20 protein-coding genes and 1 riboswitch are annotated in these 22,951 nt (G+C 60.4%); of the genes, 7 read left to right on the top strand and 13 right to left on the bottom strand.

Annotated features, from left to right (window positions below; genetic code table 11):
* Nucleotides 1–59: 59 nt before the first annotated feature.
* Nucleotides 60–512 (bottom strand): DUF1249 domain-containing protein, encoded by a 453-nt coding sequence (locus ACA054_RS02400; protein ID WP_008063540.1) that lies wholly within the window; start codon nucleotides 510–512, stop codon nucleotides 60–62.
* Nucleotides 503–1,120 carry an NUDIX domain-containing protein gene (locus tag ACA054_RS02395; RefSeq protein WP_497688022.1) on the bottom strand — a complete coding sequence of 206 codons (618 nt, stop codon included), beginning with the start codon at nucleotides 1,118–1,120 and terminating at the stop codon, nucleotides 503–505. The genes ACA054_RS02400 and ACA054_RS02395 overlap by 10 nt, the downstream gene beginning before the upstream one ends.
* A gap of 223 nt (nucleotides 1,121–1,343) precedes the next feature.
* Between ACA054_RS02395 and ACA054_RS02390 the strand changes: the two genes are divergently transcribed.
* A complete protein-coding gene (locus ACA054_RS02390; RefSeq protein ID WP_497688021.1) occupies nucleotides 1,344–2,090 on the top strand; it encodes an RsiV family protein in 747 nt (248 codons plus the stop codon).
* On the opposite strand, the gene cytX is transcribed toward ACA054_RS02390, so the two are convergent.
* Both cytX and thiC read right to left on the bottom strand, forming a co-directional pair.
* On the bottom strand, nucleotides 2,059–3,351 hold the full coding sequence (gene cytX / locus ACA054_RS02385; RefSeq protein ID WP_497688020.1) for a putative hydroxymethylpyrimidine transporter CytX: 1,293 nt from the start codon (nucleotides 3,349–3,351) through the stop codon (nucleotides 2,059–2,061). The genes ACA054_RS02390 and cytX overlap by 32 nt on opposite strands.
* A gap of 147 nt (nucleotides 3,352–3,498) precedes the next feature.
* A complete protein-coding gene (thiC, locus tag ACA054_RS02380; protein WP_497688019.1) occupies nucleotides 3,499–5,388 on the bottom strand; it encodes a phosphomethylpyrimidine synthase ThiC in 1,890 nt (629 codons plus the stop codon).
* A 163-nt stretch (nucleotides 5,389–5,551) separates the two neighbouring features.
* Nucleotides 5,552–5,657, bottom strand: a riboswitch (TPP riboswitch).
* Nucleotides 5,658–5,860: 203 nt separating this feature from the next.
* Between thiC and ACA054_RS02375 the strand changes: the two genes are divergently transcribed.
* Complete coding sequence (locus tag ACA054_RS02375; RefSeq protein WP_497688018.1) at nucleotides 5,861–7,294, top strand: TolC family outer membrane protein; 1,434 nt, start codon at nucleotides 5,861–5,863, stop codon at nucleotides 7,292–7,294.
* Between the two features lie 105 nt (nucleotides 7,295–7,399).
* On the opposite strand, the gene waaA is transcribed toward ACA054_RS02375, so the two are convergent.
* Together waaA and ACA054_RS02365 are read right to left on the bottom strand one after the other, a co-directional pair.
* A complete protein-coding gene (waaA, locus tag ACA054_RS02370) occupies nucleotides 7,400–8,677 on the bottom strand; it encodes a lipid IV(A) 3-deoxy-D-manno-octulosonic acid transferase (protein ID WP_497688017.1) in 1,278 nt (425 codons plus the stop codon).
* Nucleotides 8,670–9,584 (bottom strand): LysR family transcriptional regulator, encoded by a 915-nt coding sequence (locus ACA054_RS02365; RefSeq protein ID WP_497688016.1) that lies wholly within the window; start codon nucleotides 9,582–9,584, stop codon nucleotides 8,670–8,672. Before ACA054_RS02365 ends, waaA begins: the two co-directional genes overlap by 8 nt.
* A gap of 103 nt (nucleotides 9,585–9,687) precedes the next feature.
* Between ACA054_RS02365 and ACA054_RS02360 the strand changes: the two genes are divergently transcribed.
* The 4 genes from ACA054_RS02360 to ACA054_RS02345 all read left to right on the top strand — a co-directional run bounded on the left by ACA054_RS02360 (nucleotide 9,688) and on the right by ACA054_RS02345 (nucleotide 13,183).
* Nucleotides 9,688–10,020, top strand: a complete 333-nt coding sequence (locus ACA054_RS02360; RefSeq protein WP_095192165.1) for a DMT family transporter — start codon at nucleotides 9,688–9,690, stop codon at nucleotides 10,018–10,020.
* Nucleotides 10,021–10,196: 176 nt separating this feature from the next.
* Nucleotides 10,197–11,372 carry an NAD(P)/FAD-dependent oxidoreductase gene (locus ACA054_RS02355; RefSeq protein ID WP_497688015.1) on the top strand — a complete coding sequence of 392 codons (1,176 nt, stop codon included), beginning with the start codon at nucleotides 10,197–10,199 and terminating at the stop codon, nucleotides 11,370–11,372.
* A complete protein-coding gene (locus ACA054_RS02350; RefSeq protein ID WP_497688014.1) occupies nucleotides 11,369–12,181 on the top strand; it encodes an aldo/keto reductase in 813 nt (270 codons plus the stop codon). The genes ACA054_RS02355 and ACA054_RS02350 overlap by 4 nt, the downstream gene beginning before the upstream one ends.
* A gap of 33 nt (nucleotides 12,182–12,214) precedes the next feature.
* Complete coding sequence (locus tag ACA054_RS02345) at nucleotides 12,215–13,183, top strand: metal ABC transporter ATPase (RefSeq protein ID WP_497688013.1); 969 nt, start codon at nucleotides 12,215–12,217, stop codon at nucleotides 13,181–13,183.
* 35 nt (nucleotides 13,184–13,218) lie between these two features.
* Here ACA054_RS02345 and hldE read toward each other — a convergent pair whose 3' ends face one another.
* From hldE to ACA054_RS02330, 3 genes are all read right to left on the bottom strand, one after another.
* Nucleotides 13,219–14,643: a bifunctional D-glycero-beta-D-manno-heptose-7-phosphate kinase/D-glycero-beta-D-manno-heptose 1-phosphate adenylyltransferase HldE gene (gene hldE, locus ACA054_RS02340; protein ID WP_497688012.1), complete on the bottom strand. Its 1,425-nt coding sequence runs from the start codon at nucleotides 14,641–14,643 to the stop codon at nucleotides 13,219–13,221.
* A 197-nt stretch (nucleotides 14,644–14,840) separates the two neighbouring features.
* Complete coding sequence (msbA, locus tag ACA054_RS02335) at nucleotides 14,841–16,646, bottom strand: lipid A export permease/ATP-binding protein MsbA (protein ID WP_497688011.1); 1,806 nt, start codon at nucleotides 16,644–16,646, stop codon at nucleotides 14,841–14,843.
* Between the two features lie 15 nt (nucleotides 16,647–16,661).
* Nucleotides 16,662–17,834 carry an O-antigen ligase family protein gene (locus ACA054_RS02330; protein WP_497688010.1) on the bottom strand — a complete coding sequence of 391 codons (1,173 nt, stop codon included), beginning with the start codon at nucleotides 17,832–17,834 and terminating at the stop codon, nucleotides 16,662–16,664.
* A gap of 110 nt (nucleotides 17,835–17,944) precedes the next feature.
* Between ACA054_RS02330 and ACA054_RS02325 the strand changes: the two genes are divergently transcribed.
* Nucleotides 17,945–18,550 (top strand): BUD32 family EKC/KEOPS complex subunit, encoded by a 606-nt coding sequence (locus ACA054_RS02325; RefSeq protein ID WP_497690235.1) that lies wholly within the window; start codon nucleotides 17,945–17,947, stop codon nucleotides 18,548–18,550.
* On the opposite strand, the gene ACA054_RS02320 is transcribed toward ACA054_RS02325, so the two are convergent.
* The 4 genes from ACA054_RS02320 to ACA054_RS02305 all read right to left on the bottom strand — a co-directional run bounded on the left by ACA054_RS02320 (nucleotide 18,545) and on the right by ACA054_RS02305 (nucleotide 22,947).
* Complete coding sequence (locus tag ACA054_RS02320; RefSeq protein WP_497688009.1) at nucleotides 18,545–19,639, bottom strand: glycosyltransferase; 1,095 nt, start codon at nucleotides 19,637–19,639, stop codon at nucleotides 18,545–18,547. The genes ACA054_RS02325 and ACA054_RS02320 overlap by 6 nt on opposite strands.
* 48 nt (nucleotides 19,640–19,687) lie before the next feature.
* Nucleotides 19,688–20,449 (bottom strand): glycosyltransferase family 2 protein, encoded by a 762-nt coding sequence (locus ACA054_RS02315; RefSeq protein ID WP_497688008.1) that lies wholly within the window; start codon nucleotides 20,447–20,449, stop codon nucleotides 19,688–19,690.
* A 55-nt stretch (nucleotides 20,450–20,504) separates the two neighbouring features.
* Nucleotides 20,505–21,461 carry a glycosyltransferase family protein gene (locus ACA054_RS02310; RefSeq protein ID WP_497688007.1) on the bottom strand — a complete coding sequence of 319 codons (957 nt, stop codon included), beginning with the start codon at nucleotides 21,459–21,461 and terminating at the stop codon, nucleotides 20,505–20,507.
* A gap of 85 nt (nucleotides 21,462–21,546) precedes the next feature.
* Entirely contained in the window at nucleotides 21,547–22,947 is a 1,401-nt protein-coding gene (locus ACA054_RS02305) for a PIG-L deacetylase family protein (RefSeq protein ID WP_497688006.1), read from the bottom strand.
* Between the last annotated feature and the right edge of the window lie 4 nt (nucleotides 22,948–22,951).

Genomic DNA, 22,951 nt, shown 5'->3' with positions numbered 1-22,951 from the left:
TTATGCTCGGGGATGATCGAAAAGGGGAATCCGCGAACCTGACACAGTTCACAAGAACGTTAACGGACCACTTCGTACTCGTGTCCCAGCGCCAGGCAATGGCTCAACCACTCGCCCAGAAACATGTTCAGTTGGGCCTTCTCGTCGGGCTGGTGCATCGAGGCGTTCGGGTAAGGATAGATGCCGCGAAAGCGCCGCGCATGTTCGGCACTGACCACTTCGGCCATGCACGCGTCGTGATAGACCTGCACTTCCAGTTGCGGCACCGGCAGCCACGGCAGGCTGTGTTCCTGGCGCACCTGCAGGGTCGTGGTGTAGGGACAGACCTGCAGCACCTCCAGCGCCAGCACGCCCAGCATCTGGTCGCCGTGGGTCACGGCGATACGCCGCGCCGCTGGCTCGCTGCGCATGTCCGGCAACAGTCGCATCAGGCGCGCGTAGTTCGCCTCACAGGACGCCTGCAGGCCCACGAGGTCCACCCGATAGCGATCGCGCAGTTTGTTTACGACCATAGCCCCCTCACTTCAACGCGGTTCAGTGCCAGCCATTGCAAGGCAATGATGCTGGCCGCGTTGGCAATTCGTCCGTCGCGTACGGCTTGCAGGGCGTCTTCGAAAGCCCACACCGTGACGCGGATATCTTCAGCCTCTTCCTCCAGCCCATGCAGGCCGCCTACCCCATTACTATCGCAACGTCCCAGGTACAAATGCACGAATTCGTTGCTGCCGCCCGGCGATGGAAAATATTGGGTCATTGGCCACAGCGCCCCGATGACAAGCCCAGCTTCCTCCTGCGCTTCGCGGTGAGCAACTTCTTCCGGTTGCTCATCCTTGTCGATCAGACCAGCGACCAGTTCGATCAGCCACGGATTGTCGGTCTTGCCCAGGGCACCGACGCGAAATTGCTCGATCAGCACCACTTCGTCGCGCTGCGGGTCGTAGGGCAGCATGCACACCGCATCGTGGCGCACGAACAATTCACGGCTGATTTCGCGGCTCATGCCGCCGGCGAACAATTCGTGGCGCAAGTGCACGCGATCGAGCTTGTAGAAACCCTCGAAGCACTTTTCGCGCCGAACGATATCCACGGCGGTCGGAATGGCTTTGGCAAAATCAGTCATGACTATCCTCTTACTTCAAACCGATACGAGGTTCCTTTTTTCCTGGAACCTCGACTTCGCGCCATCCTAACGCGCCCGTGAGGTTTGATGCAGCCCCTTTACCTTCAGCGAGATAGACGGTGAGGGCGAAACCCACTCTAATTAGCTTAGTGGCGAACTGACTGCTCCGTTGATAGTCGAAGCGGGTAACTTTTCGCCTTTCCCTGTTTTATGAAGGACGCCCATGTCGCTTTTTAAAATTGCCTCCGTGGCCGCTCTCGCCCTGACCCTGGGCGCTTGCCAGAGCCTGTTCCAGCCCAACTATCGCGCGCCGCTGGAAACCACCCGCGACGCCACCGAGCAGCTCAAGCCAGGTTGTACCGACCAGGACTGCCCGCTGGTGAACATCGACACCCTGCACTTCCCCGCCGAGCCTGCGCTCGACGGCATCATCGAAAAACGCCTGCTGCAAATGACCCGTACCTCACCCGACGCCCCGGTGGCGCCGACGCTGGCGGCCTATCGCGAACAGTTTTTGCGCACCGCCGGCCCGCGCAACAGCAGCTATTTGCAGGCCAAAGTACGTGAGCAGCATGACGGCTTGGTGATCATCGAGTTGTCCAGTTACCTGGACACCGGCGGTGCCCATGGCACGCCGGGTCGAGGTTTCATCAACTATTCGCGTCAGCAGCAAAAAGTGCTGACGCTTTCGGACATGCTGGTGCCGGGGCAGGAAGAGGCGTTCTGGAAAGCCGCGCAGGTGGCGCACAACAGCTGGCTGATCAGCACCAAGCTCGATCAGGAACCGGAGTTCGTCAAGAGCTGGCCGTTCCAGAAAACCCAGAACGTGGCGCTAACCTACGGTGGGGTGATCCTCAAGTATGAAACCAGCAGCATCGCGCCTTACGCGCTGGGCCATGTCGAACTGAAGATCCCCTACCCTCGCCTGAACGGCATCATCAAGCCCGAGCTGTTTCCCGGCCGTAACTGAAGGCCCGGCCAAGGACTAGCTGGAGCAGCCCTGCGAGGATCAACGCCGGCAGGGTTGCGCCGATATCCGGATACAGATTGGCCAGCAGATGATAGGTGCTGACCCCGCCCAACCAGGCGAGCAGCGCGGGCCAGCGCAATGCGGCCGATGCCACCTGGGCACTGCGCTTGCGCAGGATGAAGTGATCCACCAGCACCACGCCGAACAGCGGCGCGAACACCGAACCGATCAACAGCAGGAAGTTCTGGTACTGGGCCAGTGGCGCCAGCAAGGCGATCAAGGTGCAGATCACGCCGATGGCCAAGGCCAGGTGCTCGACTTTCAAGCGCAACAGAATCCCGCTGGAAACAGCTGCCGAGTGAATGTCGGCAAAAGCGTTTTCCGACTCGTCCAGCAAAATCAGCAACAGCGGAATGCCCAGACCCGCGCCCGCCAATGCCAACAGCAAGGCATTGACTTCACCGCTCGGCGCGAACGCCAGGGTGTAGGCCACGCCCAGGCTCATCAGCCAGAAGTTACCGATGAAGAAGCCCACGGCGGTACCGCCGAAGACGTTTTTCGCCCGCTTGCCGAAACGCGAGTAGTCGGCAATCAGCGGCAGCCAGGACAACGGCATGGCGATGGCAATGTCGAAACCCACCGCGAACGGCATCGAACCGTCACCGGCCTGTGCCCACAACGCCGCCAGGTCAGCTTTGGCGAACAGGTTCCAGGTCAGCCAGATGCACGCAGCCAGCAGCAGCCAGATACCCCATTTGCGCAGGATCTGGCGTACGAAGGTCAACGGACCGCTCACGGCCAACAGGGTCGCCAGTGCGCCAAAGAACAGCGTCCACAACACCGGATTGGACAGTGCGCTGCCATCGCTGAAGGCCTTCGCGCCCAACAGGCTGGCGGCATCGCGCATGACGATGATCTCGAACGAGCCCCAACCGATCAGTTGCAGCAGATTCAGCACCGCCGGCAGGCTCGCGCCACGTTTGCCGAGGCTGAGCTTGAGTGCGGCCATCGACGACAGGCCGGTGTCGCTGCCGATCACGCCGACGGCAGCCAGCAGCAGAACGCCTACCAGGGTGCCGAGGAAAATCGCCAACAACGAGCCCGACAAGCCCAGGCCGGGCGCAAGCAGTGCGCCGGTCTGCAGGACCATCAGGCCGATGCCGAGGGAAAACCACAGGGAAAACAGATCGCGGCCGCCGAACACACGCTTGTCGGTTGGCACCGCGATGTCGGGTGAATAAGTACTCGGTTGAATGCTCAAGGGTGTTATCTCAGAGGGACATTTGTTGTGATCGTTCCCACGCTCCGCGTGGGAATGCCTCTAGGGACGCTCTGCGTCCAGTGACGCGGAGCGTCACGGGCTGCATTCCCACGCAGAGCGTGGGAACGATCAGTACGAGGGGTCAGATCAAACTTTCTGATACAGCTGACTGCCTTCCTTCTTAAAGCGCTCGGACTGTTCGGCCATGCCCTGGGCGACGTCCACGTCCACCGCTTCGATCCGTTGGTTGGCCGCATACTCGCGGACTTCCTGGGTGATTTTCATCGAGCAGAATTTCGGCCCGCACATGGAGCAGAAGTGCGCAACCTTGGCCGAATCCTTCGGCAACGTCTCATCGTGATACGAACGGGCGGTGTCCGGATCAAGGCCCAGGTTGAACTGGTCTTCCCATCGGAACTCGAAACGCGCCTTGCTCAAGGCATTGTCGCGGATCTGCGCGCCGGGATGCCCCTTCGCCAGATCGGCGGCGTGGGCGGCGATCTTGTAGGTGATGATCCCGGTCTTTACGTCATCCTTGTTCGGCAGGCCCAAATGTTCCTTGGGTGTCACGTAGCAGAGCATGGCGCAACCGAACCAGCCGATCATCGCCGCACCGATACCGGAAGTGATGTGGTCGTAGCCCGGCGCGATGTCGGTGGTCAGCGGGCCGAGGGTGTAGAACGGCGCCTCGTCGCAGCACTCCAGCTGCTTGTCCATGTTCTCCTTGATCAACTGCATCGGCACGTGGCCCGGGCCTTCGATCATGCATTGCACGTCGTGCTTCCAGGCGATCTTGGTCAGCTCGCCGAGGGTTTCCAGTTCGCCGAACTGCGCCTCGTCATTGGCGTCGGCAATCGAGCCCGGACGCAGGCCATCGCCCAGCGAGAAGCTGACGTCGTAGGCCTTCATGATTTCGCAGATATCTTCGAAATGGGTATAGAGGAAGTTCTCTTTGTGGTGTGCCAGGCACCACTTGGCCATGATCGAACCGCCACGGGAGACGATGCCGGTCACGCGCTTGGCGGTCATCGGCACGTAACGCAGCAGCACGCCGGCGTGGATGGTGAAGTAGTCGACGCCCTGCTCGGCCTGCTCGATCAGCGTGTCACGGAACAGCTCCCAAGTCAGGTCTTCGGCCACGCCGCCGACTTTTTCCAGGGCCTGGTAGATTGGCACCGTACCGATCGGCACCGGCGAGTTACGGATGATCCACTCGCGGGTTTCGTGGATGTGCTTGCCGGTGGATAGGTCCATGACCGTGTCCGACCCCCAGCGAATGCCCCAGGTAAGTTTCGCCACTTCTTCTTCGATGGACGAACCCAGTGCACTGTTGCCGATGTTGCCGTTGATCTTCACCAGGAAGTTACGGCCGATGATCATCGGTTCCAGTTCGGTGTGGTTGATGTTGGCCGGAATGATCGCACGGCCACGGGCAATCTCGTCACGGACAAATTCCGGAGTGATGATTTTCGGCACGCTGGCACCGAAGCTGTGACCGGCGTGTTGCTGGTCCAGCAGGCCCGCGGTGCGGGCCACTTCCAGCTTCATGTTTTCGCGGATGGCGACGTATTCCATCTCGGCGGTGATGATGCCTTTGCGCGCGTAGTGCATCTGGCTGACGTTGGCGCCCGGCTTGGCGCGGCGCGGGTTGTTGACGTGGGCGAAACGCAGCTTGGTCAGTTCCGGATCGGCAAGGCGTTCCTGGCCGAAGTTCGAGCTCAGGCCGCTCAGGCGCTCGGTGTCCCCACGGGATTCGATCCACGGCGAACGCACATCGGCCAAGCCTTTGCGCACGTCGATGATGACGTTGGGGTCGGTGTACGGGCCGGAGGTGTCGTACACCACCACCGGCGCATTGACCTCGCCGCCGAAGTCGGTCGGCGTCACGTCCAGGCTGATTTCGCGCATCGGCACGAGGATGTCCGGGCGAGTGCCCTGGACATAGATTTTTTGCGAGCGGGTAAACGGCTGCACCGATTGCTGATCGACCTTGGCCGAGTCACTCAGGTTGGTGGCGATTTTTGCTTTTGTAATCATCACGGGCTCTCCAGACAGCATCCAGGCAGTGGAATTTTGTCGGAGCGAACCTGTAAACGAATGGACGCACGGGCGCTGGAAAACCAGCAGTGCTGTGCTCAGTGCTCGAGGGGTGTTCGATTGTCGAACAACATCCCGGACGAAGCACAAGAGGACTCGCCGGGTGACGAGAAATCTTGTTCCCTACGCAGGCGCTAACCTGATCAGGTTCAACGGGATCCGAAATTATTCGATCTCAGCCTCATAGCAAGGCACCCCGACAAGAACCCGGCCAGTCTAGACATAACTGGCAAAGAACGCCAACACCGCAGCAAACACCGTGATGAATGGCGTAATTACCGGGAAGGGCAGGATTGTTGCCGAACGTGCGCGCAACTACACTCGCTACGGCCACGCTGCGCATTGACGCTGCATGTGCCGCGCCGTAGCCTTGGCGCTCAAATTATCAGCGTAATTTTTAAGGGATCGCCTCATGCTGCGCAAACTCTCACTGGCCGTTGCCGTGTCTTGTGCGTCCAATGGAATGGCTTGGGCAGCAGAAGCGCCCCTATCGACCAAGACCGATCTGGTCAGCGTCTATCAGGAAGCGGTGAACAACAACGCCGACCTCGCCGCCGCCATCGCCCAATATGGCGCCCAGAAGGAAGTCGTGCCCCAGGCCCGCGCCGGGTTGCTGCCCAATCTCTCCGGCGGTGCCGATGTTGCCAGCGTGCGCACCGCGATCGATCAGCCGTCGGCCACGGCCAACCGTAATGCCCATTCGTACCAGGCGACCCTGGCGCAGCCACTGTTCCGCGCCGACCGCTGGTTCCAGTTCCAGGCCGCCAAGGACGTCAACGAACAAGCTGCGCTGCAACTCTCCGCGACCCAGCAGAACCTGATCCTGCAGACCGCCGACAGCTACTTCAACGTGCTGCGCAGCCAGGACAACCTGGCCTCGACCAAGGCCGAGGAAGCCGCGTTCAAGCGTCAACTCGATCAGTCCAACGAGCGCTTCGATGTCGGCCTCTCGGACAAGACCGACGTACTGAACTCACAAGCCAGCTACGACACCGCACGCGCCAACCGCATCGTCGCCCAGCGTCAGGTGGATGATGCCTTCGAAGCCCTGGTGACACTGACCAACCGTCAGTACAACTCGATCCAGGGCATCAGCCACAACCTGCCGATCCTGCCGCCCGCGCCGAACGACGCCAAGTCCTGGGTCGAAACGGCGGCCAGGCAGAACCTCAACTTGCTGGCCAGTAACTACGCCGTCAGCGCCGCCGAGCAAACCCTCAAGCAGCGCAAGGCCGGCCATGCACCGACCGTCGATGCGGTGGCGCAATACCAGAAAGGCGACAACGATGCACTGGGCTTCAGCAACCCGAGCGCATTCGGCCAGCCGTACAAGGGCGATGTCGAGCAAACCTCGATCGGGCTGCAATTGAACATCCCGATCTACAGCGGCGGCCTGATCAACTCCCAGGTGCGCCAATCCTATGCGCAACTGGACCAGACCGAACAGCAACGCGAATCCCTGCGCCGGCAAATCGTGGAAAACACCCGCGACCTGCACCGCGCGGTGAATACTGACGTAGAGCAGGTGCAGGCACGCAAGCAGTCGATCATCTCCAACCAGAGTGCGGTGGAAGCGACCGAAATCGGTTATCAGGTGGGTACGCGCAACATCGTCGACGTGCTGGATGCGCAGCGCTCGCTCTACACTTCGGTACGCGACTACAACAACACCCGCTACGACTACATCCTCGACAACCTGCGCTTGAAGCAGCAGGCCGGTACGCTGAACCCGGGGGATTTGCAGGATCTGGCACGTTGGCTCAATCCCAACTACAACCCGGACAAGGACTTCCTGCCGCCGGATCTGGCGAAGGCTGCGGCTGAACAGCTCAAAGCGAGACCTTGATACAGATCCTGTAGGAGCCGGCTTGCTGCGGGCGGCGTTCCGACGATGGCGTCCTTGAAACCGCCATCGTCGGAACGCCGCCCGCAGCAAGCCGGCTCCTACAGGTCAGCGGTTAATTAACCGGCCCAGCCCATCCAGCAACCGCTGCAACGCCCCCTGATTGGTGCGCATCACCTTCAACCCCGCCTCGGCCATGCGCTGCGCATCCCTCGGCAATTCGAACAGCCGCTGCACCGCCACCGCCAGCCCTTGTGCATCCTCCACCTCCTGCAACGCCCCAGCACTGCGCAACTGCGCGGCAATCTCAAGGAAGTTGAACAGGTGCGGGCCACTGAGCACCGGCTTGGCCAAAGCCGCCGGCTCAAGCAGGTTATGCCCGCCATTAGGCACCAGACTACCGCCGACGAACGCGCTGTCGGCCAGGGCATAGAGAAACAGCAGCTCGCCCATGGTGTCGCCCAGCAACACCGAAGTGCCAGCGGTGACCGCATCGCCTGTGGAGCGCCGCACCGTGGCAAAACCCTGCTGGCGGCACAATTCGAATACCGGATCGAAACGCTCGGGATGGCGCGGCACCAGAATCAGCAAGGCATCGGGATGGCTCGCCAGCAACTGACGATGGGCCGCCAGTACCACCTCGTCTTCGCCATCATGGGTACTGGCGGCGATCCACACCGGGCGTTCCTGCGCCTGCCATTGCCCGCGCAACTCGGCGGCACGCTGCAACAGCTGCGGGTCGATGGCCAGGTCGAACTTGATCGAGCCGGTGACTTCGACGGTTTCCGCCCGCGCGCCCAAACTCCGGAAACGCTGGGCTTCGGCTTCGGTCTGCACCGCGAACAGGCTCATCTCGGCCAGCATCGGCCCGGTCAGTTTGCCGAAGCGTCCATAACCCTTCGCCGAACGTTCGGACAGTCGCGCATTGGCCAGAGCCACCGGAATCCCGCGCTTGGCGCATTGATGGATATGGTTGGGCCAGAGCTCGGTTTCCATGATCACCGCCAGTTTCGGCTGGACCCGAACAAGAAAACGCCTGGCGGCGCATGGCAAGTCATAGGGCAAATAGCAGTGCTGGATGCGCGGTTCGTTGGCGAACAAGGCCTGGATGCGCTCCGAACCGGTCGGGGTCATGCAGGTCACAGTGATCGGCAGCTGTGGATAACGCTGCAACAAGGCGCGAATCATCGGTGCGGCGGCAATGCTTTCACCCACAGACACCGCGTGCACCCAGATACCCCCGGGCTTCATCGTCGGCATCCCGTAGGAGAAACGCTCGCCGATGCGCTTGGCATAGGCCGGCGCCTTGCGCGAGCGCAGCCACAGCCGAATCGCCACCAATGGCAGCCCCAGGTAAAACAGCGCGGTGTAGAGAGTTCTATTCATGGCGGCGGAGTTTATCGGGTTTTTCGCCGATCGCCTGCAGATGCACGGCAAATCGCTCCGCCAGCCAGCGCGCCGCCGGCCCGAGCGGTTCATCGCGACGCCAGACCAGCTCCACCACCAAGGCCGGTGGAGTCCATTCGCTGACCAGTTCGACCATCAAATCCTGATACGCCGGGTACTGCACCACGTGACGCGGCAACCAGGCCCAGCCAAGGCCGCGCACCAGCCATTCAGCCATCACGTAAAAACTGTCGGCCCGCCAGACCTGCGGGCTGGCCGGTTCGCTGCCGGGGTAGACGCTGGACTGCGTGGACATCAGCAACTGACGATGCTGCGCCAGTTCCTGGCAGTTGACTTCAGTCTTTGCCGCCAACGGATGCCCGACGCCGCACACGGTGACCATCTCAACACTGCCCAGCACCCGTCGCTCAAGGGCTTCAGGAATTTGATCGTGGTAAAACAGCAAACCCAAATCAGCCCGACGTTCCACCAGTTTGCGCGCCACATCGCCTTGGGCAGCGCTGGTCAGTTGCACTTCAAGGCTGGGAAATTTTTCCGCCAAGGCTTCAAAGCTTTCGATAACCGGCTGATACGGCATCGCCTCGTCCTGGGCCAGACGCAGGCGCGCCTCCTGGCCGCGCATTATCGCCAGTGCCCGGCCATTGAGACGCTCGCATTGGCGCAGCACTTCCCGCGCTTCCTCCAGCAAGGCATTGCCGGCCTCAGTGAGTTTCGGCTGGCGGCCACTGCTGCGGTCGAACAGGCTCACGCCCAGATCTTCCTCCAACAGTGCAATCGCACTGCTGACCGCCGACTGGGCTTTGCGCTGGTCGCGAGCAACCGCTGAAAACGAACGTTGCTCCGCCACACCGACGAACAAGCGCAGTTGTTCAAGATTCCATTGCATTGACAAACCCATCTTCAGAACAGATAGGTAATGACTTTACCGCATCTGGATAATCTCTAGAATGCCGAACTCAGCAAGCAACACTTCATACGAGGATTGAACCATGACCGCTTACTACTACCTGGCCATTGCCATCTGCGCCGAAGTGATTGCCACTGTTTCGATGAAAGCGGTCAAAGGCTTCAGCACGCCGTTGCCGCTGCTGCTGGTGATCGTCGGCTACGGCATCGCCTTCTGGATGCTGACCCTGGTGGTGCGCAGCGTGCCAGTGGGCGTGGCTTACGCGGTATGGGCCGGCATGGGCATCGTGATGGTCAGCGTCGCGGCGTTGTTCATCTACGGGCAGAAGCTGGATGTGCCGGCGATGATGGGGATGGCGCTTATCGTGTTGGGCGTCGTAGTGATCCAGCTCTTCTCGAAAACTGCCGGCCACTGAAAGCCGAACCACCATCCTTTGTGGGAGCGAGCCTGCTCGCGAAAGCGGTGTTTCAGCAACATTAACATCAGCTGACACACCCCCTTCGCGAGCAAGCTCGCTCCCACAGGTGCATCAGCCCCTCCAATCTTCGAGTCTGTATACTGCGCCCTCGTCTTGAACACTGAGGTCGCTGCATGCCATCCGTTATTTCCACCGACGTTCTCATTGTCGGCGCTGGTGTCGCCGGCCTCTGGCTGAATGCGCGCCTGCGTCGCCAGGGTTTCTCGACCGTTCTGGTGGAAAGCGCCAGCCTCGGCGGCGGGCAAAGCGTGAAGTCCCAGGGCATCATCCATGGCGGGGCCAAGTACGCACTGCATGGCGCCCTGACCGGCGCCTCGGAAGCCATCGCCGACATGCCGCGTCGCTGGCGTGAAGCCCTGGCCGGGGATGGCGAACTGGACCTTTCGGGCGTGCGCCTGCTGTCCGAAGCCCACTACCTCTGGTCCCCGGGCACGATTGCCGGCAACCTCACCAGTTTCTTCGCCAGCAAGGCCGTGCGCGGTCGCGTCGATCAGGTCAAGGGTGACCAACTGCCACCAGCCCTGCAAGACAAGCGATTCAAGGGCAAGGTCTACCGCCTGGCGGAACTGGTGGTCGATGTGCCGAGCTTGATCCAGCGCCTGGCTGACCTCGCGGGTGATGGCCTGCTCGCCGGCCAGAAGATCGAGCCGCTGCTGGAGGGTGGCGTGCTGGTCGGCCTGAAGGTGGACGAACGCGAGATTCGCGCCCAACGCATCGTCCTGAGCGCCGGCGGCGGGACTGCGGCGTTGCTCGAAGCGCTGGGGCTGACCCAGCCCGCCATGCAACGACGCCCGTTGCACATGATCATTGCCAAAGGCCCAAGCCTGAAACCGCTGTACGCCCACTGCCTGGGCGGTGGAACCAAACCACGCATTACCGTGACCACGCACCCGGCGGCCGATGGTCAGTGGGTCTGGTACCTGGGCGGCGATATCGCTGAAACCGAAGGCGTGACCCGTGAGCCCGCCGAACAAATCGCTACCGCACAGAAAGAACTCGGCCAGTTATTGCCATGGATCGACCTCAGCACGGTGCAATGGGCAACCTTGCGCGTGGACCGCGCCGAGCCCCTGCAATCGGGGCTGACCCGTCCCGACAACGCCTTTGTTGCCGAAGAAGGTCGCCTGCTGGTGGGCTGGCCAACCAAACTGGCACTGGCGCCGGACTTTGCCGACCGGGTGATCGCCAGCCTTGCCCGCGATGGCATTCAACCGGGTCCGGTCACCGCGTTGCCGCCGCTGCCAAAACCGCCGATGGCCGTCCCGGCCTGGGAGCAATTACTGCCATGAGCCAACCGACTCTGCACGACTTGCATCGCCCCCTGGGCAGCACCGGTCTGATGGTGTCGCCCTTGGGCCTGGGCACAGTAAAACTCGGCCGTGACCAAGGCGTGAAGTACCCCAATGGCTTCCAGATCCCCGACGACAATGAAGCGCGGATGCTGCTCAAGCTCACGCGCGACCTGGGTATCAACCTGATCGACACCGCTCCGGCCTATGGTCGCAGCGAAGAGCGCCTTGGCCCCCTGCTGCGTGGTCAGCGTCAGGATTGGGTGATCGTCAGCAAGGTCGGCGAAGAGTTTGCCGACGGGCAGTCCCGTCACGATTTCAGTGCCGCGCACACCCGTGTCTCTGTAGAACGCAGCCTGCAACGCCTTGAGACTGATTTCATCGACCTGGTGCTGGTGCACTCCGACGGCAACGACCTGGCGATCCTCGATGACAGCGAAGTCTATGCCACGCTTGCCGCGCTAAAGGCCGAAGGCAAGATTCGTGGCTTCGGCTTTTCCGGCAAAACCGTCGAAGGCGGCTTGAGGGCGCTGGAGCAAGGTGATTGCGCAATGGTCACCTACAATCTGAACGAGCAAAGCGAAAAGGCCATCATTGACTATGCTGCTGCTCACGGCAAAGCCATTCTGGTCAAAAAAGCCCTCGCCAGCGGTCATGTGTGCCTGAGTCCAGGCGTGGACCCGGTGCGCGCCAGTTTCGAGTTGTTGTTCGAACATCCCGGTGTGGCCAGTGCTATTGTCGGAACGATCAATCCGCTGCACCTCGCCCATAACGTGGCGACCGTTGCCCAGGTCCTACGTAGCAACTGATGCCGCCCCTCGCGGCCTTAAGCAGGAGCCGACATGCCGCGTACGCTCATAAGAAAGAACCCGAGCAACTTCAAGACCCTGCCGTTATTCGTCGAAGCGACTCCCGAAGGCCTGAGTTATCAGAGCGTCGGGAGGCCGCTGAATTTCTCCCAGATCCTGCAACGTCGCCGTCCCGTCACCGTCGCCGACACGGAACGCTTTGCCCTGGAACTGGCCAACCTCGGGGTCTCGGTGCGCCTGACACTGCATTGGCAGAATCGCGATTACTGGGTACTGGTGCGTCAACGCCGGCAGGACCGCGGCGACGTGGTGCTCAAGCTGATTTCCGGCTACGTGCCTGCCCATGAGCTGAACCTGCCGCTGCACACGGCAATCCAGGAAATTGCCGAAGAATGCCTGCTGGAAACCCCGGAAGGCTGGCTCGGCGGACGCTTCAATGACACCTGGCTACCCGCGCCCTACTCGAGCGCCCTGCACTACCGCGAAGCCCTGCCGTTTCGCCTGTCGCCGCTGTCCGGCTCGGCGCGTCCGGTGCGTTGCGCCAACCTGCCACTGATCGAACGGCCACGTGCTTATGTGCACTTGCCGACCGCATCGCTGCAATTGATTTACGACTTGCGCCTGGAGGTCCCCAAGGAAGCCAAGTCCCTGAGCCTGTTTCACGTCGACGAACGACTGGAAGGCGATCAACTGGTGGCCCGCCTGGATCGCAAGCGCCCCGACCTATACCTGATGCCTTTAAAGGACGGCCACCCCTTGGCCGAGCTCTACACCTTGAAAAAGGATCAATTGCACCCGGCGAGCACCCGTGGACTGTACCTGGCCGAAAGTTTTGCCCGGCAGGAAGGCTGGCTGGTGAAAGACGAGCGGATTCGCTGGAAGGACTGGGTGCGGCAGCAGGGTTTGACGCCGCCGGGGAAGGATTCGGGATTGGCGCGGTTGCGTGGCAAGGCCAGGCAACTGCTGAAGAAGATCGTGCCGCGCAAGGCGGCACGCCCCTGATCGTTCCCACGCTCTGCGTGGGAACGATCAGTGCGTCATTCGGACTTGCGGATTTTCTCGACAATGGCAGTCGTGGAGCTGTTTTCCACCAGCCCCAGCACTTTCACGGTCCCGCCGTAAGCGGTCACGATGTCCGCACCGACCACTTGGTCAATCCCGTAGTCCCCACCCTTGACCAGCACGTCCGGCTTGACCTCGCGCAGCAGGTTCTCCGGTGTGCCCTCAGCGAAGCTGATCACCCAATCGACCGCGCCCAGACCTGCCAGCACTGCCATGCGCCGGTCGACACTGTTGATTGGACGGCCAGGCCCTTTCAGGCGGCTGACCGACGCATCGTCGTTGACCGCAACGATCAGGCGATCGCCTTGCGCCCGCGCCTGCTCCAGGTACGTCACGTGCCCGGCATGCAGGATGTCGAAGCAGCCGTTGGTGAAGACGATTTTCTCGTTATGCGCACGGGCGTCGTCGACTGCCAGCAGCAACTGTTCAAGGCCCAGCACGCCGCGCTCTGAACCCTGATCGCGCTGGATGGCACGACGCAACTCCGGCGCGCTGATGGCCGCCGTACCGAGCTTGCCGACCACGATGCCTGCCGCCAGGTTGGCCAGGCCCACCGCGTGGGGCAGTTCTTCACCGGCGGCAATCGCCGCTGCCAGGGTGGAAATTACCGTATCACCAGCACCGGTCACGTCGAACACTTCACGGGCGCGTGCCGGCAGGTGCAATGCCGGATGATCCGGGCGCAGCAGGGTCATGCCGTGTTCACCACGGGTCACCAGCAAGGCACCAAGGTCCAGGTCGTGCATCAGCTGCGCGCCCTTGTTCACCAAATCATGCTCATCGGCGCAACCACCGACGATGGTTTCGAATTCGCTGAGGTTCGGCGTGATCAGGCTCGCGCCACGATAAATGGAGAAATCCTTGCCCTTGGGATCGGCCAGCACCGGAATGCCACGGGCACGGGCGGCCTGGATCAGCACTTGATGGTTTTTCAGCGCGCCTTTGCCGTAGTCAGACAGTACAAGCACCTTGATGCCTTCAAGCAGTTCGTCGACTTGCACGGACAACGCCAGAGAGTCGGTGGCGAACGGTTCTTCGAAGTCGATTCGCAGCAGTTGCTGGTGACGGCTCATGACCCGCAGCTTGACGATGGTCGGCTGGTGGGCAATGCGCTGGAACAACGCGCGCACACCGGCCCCCTTGAGGCTATTGACCAGGCTATCGGCGGCTTCATCGTCGCCGGTCACGCCGACCAGCGAGGCCGGCGCGCCAAGGGCGGCAATGTTCAACGCAACGTTGGCGGCACCGCCCGGGCGGTCCTCGATGTGATCGACCTTGACCACCGGTACTGGCGCCTCAGGGGAAATCCGTGAGGTACCACCATGCCAGTAACGGTCGAGCATGACATCGCCGACCACCAAGACAGGGGCTTGATCGAATCGCGGCATGGACAACTTCATGGAGCAACCCACATACAAAATGAACAGGGGCGCGATATTAACACAGGGTTGGCACCGGCTTGTGTGACGGCTGCAACGGGATCTTCCGGTAAGGCTTTTTGATCAATTCTTGAGCAAAATCGGCAAATGGTAGCTCGTCGGGCGCATTGCACGCCGGCAGAGCATCAGGGTGAGGCAAGCTCACCCTGATGTCGGTATCAGGCGATGTCTTCAGCCGGTGTATCGAGGCCCATCGCATGCAGACGCGAATAGTAGCCATTTTGCGCCAGCAATTGAGTGTGGGTGCCACGCTCGACGATTTCGCCGTGATCCATCACCAGAATCAGGTCGGCCTTTTCGATCGTCGACAACCGGTGGGCGATGACCAGCGTGGTACGACCTTTCATGACTTGATCCAGCGCTGCCTGAATGTGGCGCTCGGACTCGGTATCGAGTGCCGAGGTGGCTTCGTCGAGAATCAGCAACGGGGCATTTTTCAACAAGGCCCGGGCAATCGCCAGGCGCTGGCGCTGACCGCCAGACAGCAGTACGCCGTTTTCCCCGACCTGGGTATCCAGGCCTTGTGGCATCTGCGCGATGAAGTCCATTGCATAGGCGTCCGCAGCAGCTTTTTCAATGTCGGCGCGAGGTGCGCCAGCCAGATCACCGTAGGCGATGTTGTTGGCGATGGTGTCGTTGAACAGGGTCACATGTTGAGTAACTTGCGCCACGTGCCGACGCAGATTGCGCAGGCGATAGTCTTCGATTTCCACATCATCGAGCAGGATCTCGCCGACTTCATGATGGTAGAAGCGCGGGATCAGGCTGGCGAGTGTCGATTTGCCGCTGCCAGAACGGCCTACCAGCGCGATCATTTGCCCCGGTGCCGCGGTGAAGCTGATGTTCTTCAGCACCTCACGGTCTGTCCCAGGGTAGGTAAAGCTCAGGTTGCGCACCTCGAGGTAGCCATTGACGCGGTCGCGCTCAACGGTACCGTGATCGACTTCCGGCTCGACGTCCAGTTGCTCGAAAATGCTTTCGGCACCGGCGACGCCTTTCTGAATGGTCGAACTGACTTCCGACAGCTGCCGGATCGGCTTGGGCAGCAGACCCGCCGCAGTGATATAGGCCACCAGGTCACCGGCGGTTGCATCACCACGCAGGAACAGCACCAGGAACATCAGCACGGCCATGGCGGTGTAGATCACCAGCTGCAGCATCGGCGTGTAGACCGCACCGGTCTTGGTCATGCGCAGTTGCTTGTCGGTATTACCCTGGCTGGCTTCGGCAAAACGCCGTTCTTCGTAGCTCTCGCCACCGAAGCTGCGCACTACGCGATAACCCTGGATGGTCTCGGACGCCACATGGGTCACGTCGCCCATGGCCACCTGGATTTTCTTGCTCTGCTTGCGGAATTTCTTGCTGGTATTACCCACCATGAGTGCAATCAGCGGCAGGATTGCCAGCATCACGATGGTCAGTTTCCAGTTCATCCACAGCAGGTAGGCAAACAGGAAGACCACGGTAAGGCCTTCGCGGATCACTACCTTGATGGCATCGGTGGCGGCACCGGTCACCATGGTCACGTTGAACGTGATGCGCGAGATCAGATGCCCGGAATTGTGGGTATCGAAATAGCGGTTTGGCAGGACCAGCAATTTATTGAACAACTCGACACGCAGGTCATGCACCAGCCCCAATGAAACCTTCGCCAGGTAGTAGTTGCCGAGGAAGGAACCAAGGCCTTGCCACGCCGCGATCAGGATGATCAACAATGGCACGGCCATCAGCAGCTGCAAGTCCTTCAGATAGGGGACGTTGGGGAAAAGCACCGCTTCAGGATTACTCAGGCCATCGACGAAATACTTGAGAATCCCCGCCAGCATCGGCTGAGTGGAGGCAAAGATCACGAAGCCCACGATACTCAGCAAGAAAAGGCCGAGATAAGGTTTTACATACCCCAACAGCCGAAAATAGATTTTCAGGCTGGAGTCCTGTCCCGCTTTGGGCGGTGCGTCACTCATCGTAGAGCTCACTGGTTAGGAAGAACGCGAAATTTTATCACAAGCGTCGGGATTGGCCCGCGCCCATACCAAAACACTGGCCAGGCCAATGGGCAACCAGCTGATAAACCATTCGGCCCTTGGCGTGCCGTTCAGGCTGGCGGCATCGAATTGCATCGCCAATGTTGAGAACAACCATATGCCGATGATCCCCTTGGCATAGAGTGTTTCCCGAACCTTCCAGGCCTCGCGCAGCACAGCGATCCATGTCGCAACCCACAACAATAATCCTGGCACGCCCAGCTCGATGGCCACATGGGTGAACAGGTTATGGGCATGGTCAAAATACTGCCCATCGGCGAACACCGTGTAGTTACTGCCAAGGCCCAGGCCCCGCCATGGGTGCTCAGCGATCATTTGCAAGCTTGCCATCAGGATCTGCGGGCGATAGGAAGCGCCGCGCGCCAGGACCAGGGATTCGAAAAACCAGAACGCCAGCATGGCGATGATCAGTGCGAGCGCCGCGATGATGCAACTGCGCCGGTCACGGCACCAGATCGGCATGGCAAGTATCGTGAGGAACAGTGCCAAAGCAGCGCCGCGACTCTGGCTGAGCAGAACGAATACACCCAGAAAACCCAACGCAACAGCACAGCCCACCTGCATCACGCCAGTACGCGGATTCCAGAGCACCAGCCACACCGCTGCCAGCCCGATGACGTAGCCGCCCAGAATCGGATGGGCCAATTCGCCCAGCCCTTCCACACGTGCACTCCAGTCGTTGCCATGTATTCCATAAAATTTGATGATCGCCACCAGCGCGGTGACAGCCAGCCCTATTCCTCCCCATTGCATGATGCGGATCACGCGCTCGGGTCGGGAACTGGCGAATACCGGAAAAAACAACAGGAACACCACGATGTACAGCACGCGCTTGGCTGCTCGCTCCAGGTCAGGCGCGTTCGACCAGGAAAGACTGAGCAGTGACCAGATCACCAGCCCGAGCATCGGCAGGTAGACCCAGCGCTGGTCATGGAACAATTCCCGAAGCCGGGCCCGTGCGGGCCAGCAGAGCATGATTGCAGGCAACCAGAGAAACACCACCAAGCCTTGCTGATAGAGCTTGTTGGTAGGCGCAATGGCGATGGCCAACAAAAACCACAAAAGACCTACTGCCATCCATGCTTGCGCCCAACGAGTTTCTTGCATCAAATTGCTCCTGTAAGCGTTCGCTCACCCAACCCGACATGGTTAAAGCTGAATTTTTTCGGCATCATTGCCCGCCATGGCGCCCCGTTCTTCCAACAAGGCTTTCTACGATGCAATGTTCCCGGCTCCCTCAAGCCGCCCTAAATCAAATGATTGACGGTGCCAAAGTACTGGAGGCCGACAGTTACGGGCCAAAAGTCTACCTGTTGCAAGATGGGAATATCCTCAAACTGTTTCGTCGCAAGCGTATTTTTTCATCCGCCTTGTTTCGGCCTTACTCGAAACGCTTCATCGACAATGCCATCGAACTGCAAAAGCTCGGCGTGCCGACCTTGCATGTCCTGCAGTATTACCGACTGCAGGCGCCGGGCATGACAGCCGTGCTGTACCAACCACTGCCAGGCGAAACCTTGCGCCAGATCGCCAGCAAGGACGGTTTCAACTGGCCGCAAGCCTTGCCGGAGCTGGCCGGATTGATACGCAGCCTTCATCAATCGGGGATCTACTTCCGGTCACTGCATCTGGGCAACATCGTGATCACGCCTGACAATCGTATGGGCCTGATTGATGTGGCTGACATGCGCTTCCTGCGAGCCCCATTGCCTCGCCATTTAATCAAACGCAACCTGCAGCACTTCGCGCGCTATATTGCACGCGAAAACCTGAACGACAGCTTTCCGATGCAAGCATTGGAACAGGCAGTGCTGTCTTCATGAGAGTAGTGCACGGGCGGTCTGGCTGAAGCTCAGCCAGGCTTGATCCGGCCCTAATGCCTGGAACTGCTCAGCGGCAACCGCTTCGGGAGCAACGCTGATAGCTCGCAAAATGGCGTCGCGCCAGGCATTCACGTCATCAACCGGGGCGTACCAGCCGGTATCGGCCAACTGTTCGCGAAATACCGGCAACTCACTGCACAGTACCGGAACGCCCGCCATGACCGCCTCCTGCATGATCAGCCCCAGGCCTTCTTCCCGCGAAGGGATCGCGACCCAGTCGAAGGCACGATAAAGACGCGCCGCATCATCGAGATGGCCCGGCAGCAAGACTTGCTCACGCAGCCCCAACTCATCGATACGCGCTTGCAGCGCGGCACGGGTGCTGCCCTCCCCGACGATGACCAACCTCAGGTCGGCGCGCTTCTGCAATGCCGCCGCAAAAGCATCGAGCAGGCACCTGAAGCCCTTTTCCGAAACCAGGCGCCCCACCGCTCCCAATACCGGCCCACCGTCCGCAGACAGGCCCAAGCGGGTCAGCGCCTCTTCCCGAGGAAGCAAGGCGCAACGGAAAGCGGCAGGTTCAAAGGCACTGCGCAATGTCACGACTGGTACCTGCAAGTCACGGCTCAGCGAGGTTGCGAGGGTGTTCGACACTGCAGCCAATGCCAGCTGGGAAGCCGGGAGCTGTTGGAAGAGCGCTCGATCACCCGCATGCAGTCGCGTCGATCCATGAAAAATGACCACGACGCGGATATGCGGCAATGCCTTGAGTACCGGCAACAGCGTGCGCGCTACCCCCAACCCGTCAAGCAACAGCAGACGCGTATCGCTGTCCTTGAGGGCGCTATGAAATCGGGCTCGCATCAATGGTTTGGTCAATCGCCAGAAATGCCGCCCTTTCAGTCGGGCAGAAGACAGCCCCCATTCCCGTATCTCACCAACGTCCACTCCACATTCGGCGGCGCCCCCCTGAAGCAACCAGGTTTTCACCGGGGCCGAGGGCAAGGCCTGAGACAGTATCTGCTGATGCACCTTGTGGATGGAGGCAAATGGAGCACCACCGGCCCACATCACGTTGAGAATACTCATAGGGCAAACAGCCAATACAAAAGGTTATGGGGATAAGCTGCGGTGTAGCTACTTGATGGACCAGCCAATGCAGACTCCCAACAACAAAAACAAAACGAACTTGACCTGCTCGCGCCGACTGCGACGCGCCTTGCGCTGTCGCTCGATAGGCGTTTGCACGTGCAGGCCAAACCCGGTGTGCATGACTGCGTCTGCTTCAAGCGTCAGGGCAGTCAGATTCAACTGTGCGTATCGCTGTGACAGCGCTTTCTCGCCACCGTGCCCGGAAAATGGCGCGCACAATCGATATTCCTTGACCCGGCGCAGGCCCGGGTTCAGCGAGAACCCCTGCCACTCCGGCTTGTCGGAAATCAAAGGATGGCAAGCCACTCCACCGACGACTTCACGCGGCCCCAGATGAATGTAGGGGCTGTGAACCCGCAGATCATGAGTATAGCTACGCAGCCACACTTGCAGGATTTCCGGGCGGGATTGGAGAACGGTCATGGAGTCTTCCACAAACCCTGGGCGATAGAATTCCCAGTCATCCTCGCAATGGAAGATGTAGCTCGTGCTGACGTTTTCGTACGCCAGATCGATAGACGCCAGCTGACCCAGTTTTGGTCGATTGACGAACACCGTGCAGTGATCCTTCCAGTGGGCTGGAATGACCGCGTGAACCCCTTCGTCGCCGGCATCTTCGGTGATGAACACTTCACGGATGGGGGCCGTATTGAATCGATCGAAGCTCTCGAGCGTAGTCTTGAGCAGATCCAGGCGACCACAGCTTGTCACCACTAGCGTGATGTCACTATCGTGGGAAAAATGCACGGTTGTCTCAATAGAGTAAAAGTGGCCAGCAATATCAATGGCCGGCCAACGCTTGTCAAACACCCAAATTGAGTCGAATTCTTTCCAATAGACTTAACGGCGCGCGAGCACGCAGTGCAGGTTCAAGCTCTTCGACGATACGTTGGCCGATGCGTGCAAAGCTGAACTGGCTGACCGCCAGCTCCCGACCGTTGCGAGCGATACGCTGTGCCAGTTGCGGGTCGCTGCGCAATCTGGCCAGCTTTTCCTGAAGCTGTGCAATGTCCTGATACAACACCACGTTGTGCATATCCTGCAAACCCAGTGCCTGGCATTCCGCTGCACCCTGATCATAGGCCAGCAAGAGACAGCCACAGGCCATGGCCTCGAAATTCTTGATCATGAACTCGCCCATGCCGACGTCGGCACTGACGAAAAAGCGAATGCGGTTGAGCGTATCGCGGTACTCCTCGCCGGATTTGGTGCGAGTCACGACCAGGGGCTCGACGCCCGCCAACTCATCGAGCAGGGCCTTGCGACCGCTGTAGGCAACGCTGTTGGTACTGCCGACGAACGCCAGCTCGATATCCCGCTCGCGCCCTTGATCCTCAAGCTGCGTCTGGTCGTAGCCCTTGGGAACGAACACCGCATCGAAACCTTCTGCACGCAGGCGTTCGGTGACCACGAAGCCGGAACTGATGACCCGCGCCCACGGCAGGCGACGGTAGTGCGCGCTGAACTTGCCGGTGTACTTGCAAGGAATGTAGTTCTGGTAGGCATCGTGTTCGAGGATGACCAGGTTGGGAATCGTGCGGATAAATCCGACCTGGCGGATCTCCTGCTTGAAACGCAGGAAAAACACGATCCGGTCGTACCGGGACATATCGACTTCGCGCCGGAAATAACTGCGCAGGTTGCGCTGTTCCTTGCTGCTCAACCACCGCAAGTCGCACTCGCAATGAGCGGCCACGCCGTCGTAAAGACGGTCCAGAATGGCCCGCTGATCTTTCTGCACCAGAAATAGAACTTTCATCGTCTTCCTTGCCACAACAGGCAAATGGAGCAACACCTGAAACCGAACCTGCCCGCGGACAGCCGAACTTCAGGCCCATGACACCTTACAAACGCCAAAACAGTTCCTGGCGCCGCACAGCCTTGCGAAAAAATTCGTTTTCGCCGTAATGCGAACCGGCCCGCCCCGCCAGCAACCTTTGCAGCCCACGCCGCAAGCGACGCTTGAATGGAGCCGGCGGTTGCAGGTCGTGCATCATTGCCAATGCCATGGCCTTGTCACGCTGCTGTGCCAGGGAAAGCTGCAGGCAGTAGGGATGCATCTGCTGGCCAAGATCGAACACAGGAGGAAGGGCAATACCGGTTCCGGTGTCACCCATGGGCCAGCGATCGTTGTCATGCAGGTGATTGGCATACCCCAACAGCGTCGGTTGCCAATCCAGACCTTTGAGCGCTTCGAGCACCGCGGCCTGCGCACAGATATGATCGGGATGGGGGTCAAGGGTCGGGTGCGGCAACACGATCACCTCCGGCCGAGCCCGCAGCAGCAGAGCTTGCAGATCCGCCAGCAGGTTGTTCCAGGTAGGCGCGCCATCGGCATCGCCCGGCAGGCCAAACGGGTTAAACTGGCGAAACAACCGGGTGTCCTGTAAGTCCGCTTCCCGCGAGCCTATCGGCTTGGCGGGCGATGCCTGCATGGTCGCCAGTTGCAGGCAGAAATAGCCCAACTGCACGCAATGGGCTTGCGGTACGCCGGCCCAGCGCGGCACGGCAATGCTGTCCCAGGCGCGCAAACGGCCTTTCAGGCGCGCTGCCTCGACCTTGTTCATGCCCATGCGCTGATAATGTTCGGCTTCGATTTCACCGGCGGTAAGCGTCACGATCCAGGTCTCGTCCGCCTGGCTGTACAAACCGTAAGCCGCCAGTTCGGCATCATCGGCATGCGGGGCGATGATCATCACCCGTTGACGGCGAAAGTCCGGATGCTCGAATGCCCACAACACAGGCTCGCCCAGCAGTCGGCAGAAACGCCCGCGCAGACGCAACTCGCCGCGCGACAGCACCTGAGCCTGGCCACTGAGGTTGAGGTAACGCAGGCCGTTCACCCCCCGCTCGAAGGTCTGCCGGTCAGGGTTGTCGCCACCCGCCAGCTCGACCACAGGATCGAAGAAGCGTCCCAGCCATGTGCTTTTTACCTTCAGGGCCAGCACCAGCGTCGCGTCGTCGACCAGCATGACACCCTCATCCAGGCGCAGATGCTCGCCGCTCAGGTGCACTTTAGGCTGCGGGGTGTAGGGGGCAAAGGTGTACTGATAGTCGTCTTTGGGCGAATAGAACAGGTGATCGGCAAACCAGGCTTCGTGGGCCACCCAGCCCACCAGCGCAAGCACCAGCGGCAACCACCAAACCACCAGGATGCCGGACAGGATTAACAGCACCAGTGCGACCAGCAGACCGATGCGTTTGTTGCGCCGATGGCGCTTGAGCAATTGCTGTTTGCGGGTCATGGAT

Source organism: Pseudomonas sp. LBUM1653 (genome assembly GCF_059716115.1).
Note: the sequence above shows the minus strand (reverse complement) of the source record. Positions and strands in the feature narration are given on the sequence as shown.